5 protein-coding genes are annotated in these 4,181 nt (G+C 53.4%); all 5 read left to right on the plus strand.

Annotated features, from left to right (window positions below):
* Nucleotides 1–150 (plus strand): translation initiation factor IF-3 (gene infC / locus B2Z72_RS12915; RefSeq protein ID WP_297005001.1); only part of this gene is annotated, 150 nt, incomplete at its 5' end.
* 163 nt (nucleotides 151–313) lie between these two features.
* Entirely contained in the window at nucleotides 314–508 is a 195-nt protein-coding gene (rpmI, locus tag B2Z72_RS12920; RefSeq protein WP_296983019.1) for a 50S ribosomal protein L35, read from the plus strand.
* 18 nt (nucleotides 509–526) lie between these two features.
* On the plus strand, nucleotides 527–880 hold the full coding sequence (gene rplT / locus B2Z72_RS12925; protein WP_297004989.1) for a 50S ribosomal protein L20: 354 nt from the start codon (nucleotides 527–529) through the stop codon (nucleotides 878–880).
* 157 nt (nucleotides 881–1,037) lie between these two features.
* A complete protein-coding gene (gene pheS, locus B2Z72_RS12930) occupies nucleotides 1,038–2,042 on the plus strand; it encodes a phenylalanine--tRNA ligase subunit alpha (RefSeq protein WP_297004990.1) in 1,005 nt (334 codons plus the stop codon).
* 26 nt (nucleotides 2,043–2,068) lie between these two features.
* On the plus strand, nucleotides 2,069–4,181 hold a 2,113-nt coding region (gene pheT / locus B2Z72_RS12935), incomplete at its 3' end, for a phenylalanine--tRNA ligase subunit beta (protein WP_297004991.1).

The following is a 4,181-nucleotide window of genomic DNA, read 5'->3' on the forward strand; positions in this document are numbered from 1 at the left end:
CGTGGCCGTGAAATGGCCCACCAGAATCTGGGTATGGAAGTGATGAACCGTGTTGAGAAAGATCTTGAGGATCTGGGCTCGGTTGAACAGCGTCCGAAGCTTGAAGGACGCCAGATGATTATGGTTATTGCCCCGAGCAAAAAGAAGTAGTCTGGTTTTCAAACGGACATTGAACCCTGGCCGGTCCTGAAAAGTATCAGCCGGGGTTTCTACGTTCTGCCAGACGCTGCAGAAGCATTGGCTTCTGTTACTACGGCAGGTGTTGTACAGGGTCTTAGTTTCTGTACGCGCCAATCACTTTTGGAGTACTAAAATGCCTAAAATCAAAACTAAGAGCGGCGCTGCGAAGCGCTTCAAAAAGACTGCGAACGGTTTCAAATTCCGTAACGCTTACCGTAGTCACATCCTGACTAAGAAGAGCACCAAACGTAAACGCCACCTGCGTGGTATGTCCCAGCTGTCTGCTTCAGACAAAAAGCTGGTTATTCGTATGTTGCCTAACCTTTAATCGCTCAGGAGATAAACTATGGCTCGTGTAAAACGTGGTGTGATCGCTCGTCGTCGTCACAAAAAAATTCTGAAGCAGGCTAAAGGTTACTATGGCGCACGTAGTCGTGTGTTCCGTGTAGCTAAGCAGGCTGTGATCAAAGCTGGTCAGTATGCTTACCGCGACCGTCGTCAGCGTAAGCGTCAGTTCCGTCAGCTGTGGATTGCACGTATTAATGCTGGTGCGCGTCAGAATGGTCTGTCTTACAGCAAATTCATCAATGGCCTGAAAAAAGCCATGGTTGAAATCGACCGTAAGGTACTGGCTGACCTGGCCGTGAATGAAAAAGCAGCGTTTGCGGCTCTGGTTGAAAAAGCCAAGTCCAGCCTGTAATTTCACCGCATTGCCGGAAATGGATCTGACACTCCGGTGACAGATCCGCGAAATAGGGGATGAGCTTAGGTAATGCTGGGCGATTCCCCTATTTTTTTGACCAAATTTCAGAGGGCTGCAACGGGCGGCTCTCAGCAGTTAACGATGGATACCAACGATGGAAAACCTTGAGGCCCTGACTCAGCAAGCCCTGGCCGCAGTTAATGAAGCGCAGGATGTTGCGGCGCTGGATCAGGTACGGGTTCAGTTTCTGGGTAAAAAAGGGGAAATCACTTCCCTGATGAAAAACCTCGGCTCTGTGGCGCCGGAAGATCGTCCGAAAATCGGCGCGGTAATCAACGAAGCCAAAGACCAGGTACAGAATGCAATCAATGACCGTAAGCTGGCGCTGGAAAGTGCTGCGCTGAATGCCAAACTGGCGGCGGAAACTATTGATGTGACCCTGCCCGGGCGTGGCGTACAGGAAGGCAGTCTGCACCCTGTAACACGCACCATTGAGCGTATCGAATCCTTTTTTGCCGGTGCTGGCTTCCAGTTGATGGAAGGCCCGGAAATCGAAGACGAATTCCACAACTTCGAAGCGCTGAACATTCCATCGCACCATCCGGCCCGTGCTATGCACGATACTTTCTATTTTGATGCCGGACGTCTGCTGCGTACTCACACCTCACCGGTGCAGGTGCGTACCATGGAAAACCAACAGCCACCGCTGCGCATTATCTGCCCGGGGCGTGTTTACCGCTGCGATTACGATCAGACGCATTCGCCGATGTTCCATCAGATGGAAGGCCTGCTGGTCGATAAAGGCGTCAGCTTCGCTGACCTGAAAGGTATTCTGAAAGAATTTATGTCAGCTTTCTTCGAGAAAGATATCGAAGTCCGTCTGCGTCCGTCTTACTTCCCGTTCACTGAGCCATCCGCTGAGATCGACATTGAATGGGTTATCGAAACACCGGAAGGTACCAAAACGCGCTGGCTGGAAATCGGCGGCTGCGGCATGGTTCATCCGGAAGTATTCCGCCATGTGGGCATTGATCCGGAAGAATACACAGGCTTCGCTTTTGGTATGGGTATGGAGCGTATGGCCATGCTGCGGTACGGCGTTAACGACCTGCGTTTATTCTTCGAAAATGATCTGCGCTTCCTGCAGCAGTTCCGTTAATTGTTCACAACAGGATTAAGCAAAACATGAAATTCAGCGAACAGTGGTTACGCGAATGGGTGCAACCCAAGACTAAATCCGGTGAACAGGTGAGCACCGAACAACTGGCCCATCAGGTAACCATGGCCGGTTTAGAAGTTGATGGTATTGAAGCCGTTGCTGGTGAATTCAGCGGCGTGGTTGTTGGTGAAGTGGTGAAGCGCGAGCAGCACCCGGATGCCGATAAACTCAGCCTGTGTCAGGTATCGGATGGTACTGAGACCTTCCAGATCGTCTGTGGCGCACCCAACGTGCGTGAAGGTCTGAAGATTCCGTTTGCCAAAATTGGCGCCGTTCTGCCAGGCGATTTTAAAATCAAGAAAGCCAAACTGCGTGGCGTCGAATCCTTCGGCATGCTGTGTGCGGAGAAAGAACTCGGTATTTCTGATGCCAACGATGGTCTGATGGAATTGCCTGCCGACGCTCCAGTAGGTGAAGACTTCCGCAAATACATGAACCTCGATGATGCCATCATCGAAGTGGATCTGACGCCAAACCGTGCAGACTGCCTGAGCATGGCGGGTCTGGCGCGCGAAGTGGGCGTACTGAATAAAGCCGATCTGACCGAACTGAAGATCGACGCCGTAGCACCGGCCATCGACGATAAAGCCAGCATTGAAGTGCTGGCTCCTGAACAGTGCCCGCGCTACATGGGTCGTATCGTTAAAGGCGTAAACGTAACAGCGGCGACGCCGCTGTGGATGGTGGAAAAACTGCGTCGTGGTGGTATCCGCTCAATCGACCCGGTGGTCGACATCACTAACTTCGTGCTGCTCGAACTGGGTCAGCCGATGCACGCATTTGACCTGGCACAGATCGAAGGTGGCATCCGCGTACGCATGGCAGAAGAGGGCGAGAAGCTCACTCTGCTGGATGGTCAGGAAGTTGCTCTGAACAGCGATACCGTTGTGATCGCCGACCACGCCAAGCCGCTGGCCATGGGTGGCATAATGGGTGGTGAACACTCAGGTGTGTCTGAAAATACTCAGGATCTGCTGTTGGAAGCGGCTTTCTTCAGCCCACTGGCGATTGCCGGTCGTGCCCGTAACTACGGTCTGCACACAGATTCTTCCCACCGTTTTGAGCGTGGTGTGGACTACAACCTGGCAGCCAAAGCCATGGAACGTGCCACCGCGCTGATTCTGGATATCTGCGGCGGCCAGCCTGGCCCTGTGGTGGAAGTATCTGCAGAAGAAAACCTGCCAAAGCAGGCTCAGATTCATCTGCGTCGTGCCCGTGCAGAGCTGATTCTTGGCATTAAGCTGGAAGACAGCGAAATTGAAGACATTCTGACCCGTCTGGGTATGCAGGTAACTGCGACCGAAGACGGCTGGGATGTGATTGCGCCAAGCTACCGTTTTGATATGGCCATTGAGCCGGATCTGATTGAAGAGCTGGCCCGTATTCACGGCTATGAAAACCTGCCGGTACGCATTCCTACCGCCGCATCGCCGCTGGCGCGTCTGCCGGAAAATCGTCTGCCAATGGGCGATCTGCGTCGCCAGATGGTGGCTCGTGGTTATCAGGAAGCCATTACTTACAGCTTTGTTGATCCACAGATTCAGAAAGCCATGGATCCGGCCAATGCACCGATTGCACTGCTGAACCCGATCTCCACTGAGATGTCCGTGATGCGTACTGATCTGCTGGCTGGTCTGGTGCAGGCGGTGAGCTACAACCTCAAGCGTCAGCAGCCGCGTGTGCGTCTGTTTGAAACCGGTCTGCGCTTTATTCCGGACGGCGACAAACTGGCTCAGATTCCGACGCTGGCCTTTGCCGCGACCGGCAGCCGTCAGGCTCAGGGTTGGGCAGAACCTGCTGCTGATGTCGACTTCTTCGATGTGAAAGGTGATGTGGAAGCGCTGCTGGCGCGTACCGGCACCCTGAAGCAGTATCGCTTCGTTGCTGGTCAGCATCCGGCACTGCACCCTGGACAGACTGCGATCATCGAGAAAGCTGACGAAAACGGTCAATGGGCAACGGTTGGTGTGATTGGTGCGCTGCACCCAAGTCTGTACAAGACCGTGGGTACCAAGCAGAGCATCATTCTGGTTCAGCTGGATCTGGAAGCCGTGCGTGAAACCGCGATTCCTGATTTCA

The organism is Thalassolituus sp. UBA6592, from assembly GCF_002433655.1.
Taxonomy (GTDB): Bacteria; Pseudomonadota; Gammaproteobacteria; order Pseudomonadales; family Oceanobacteraceae; genus Venatoribacter.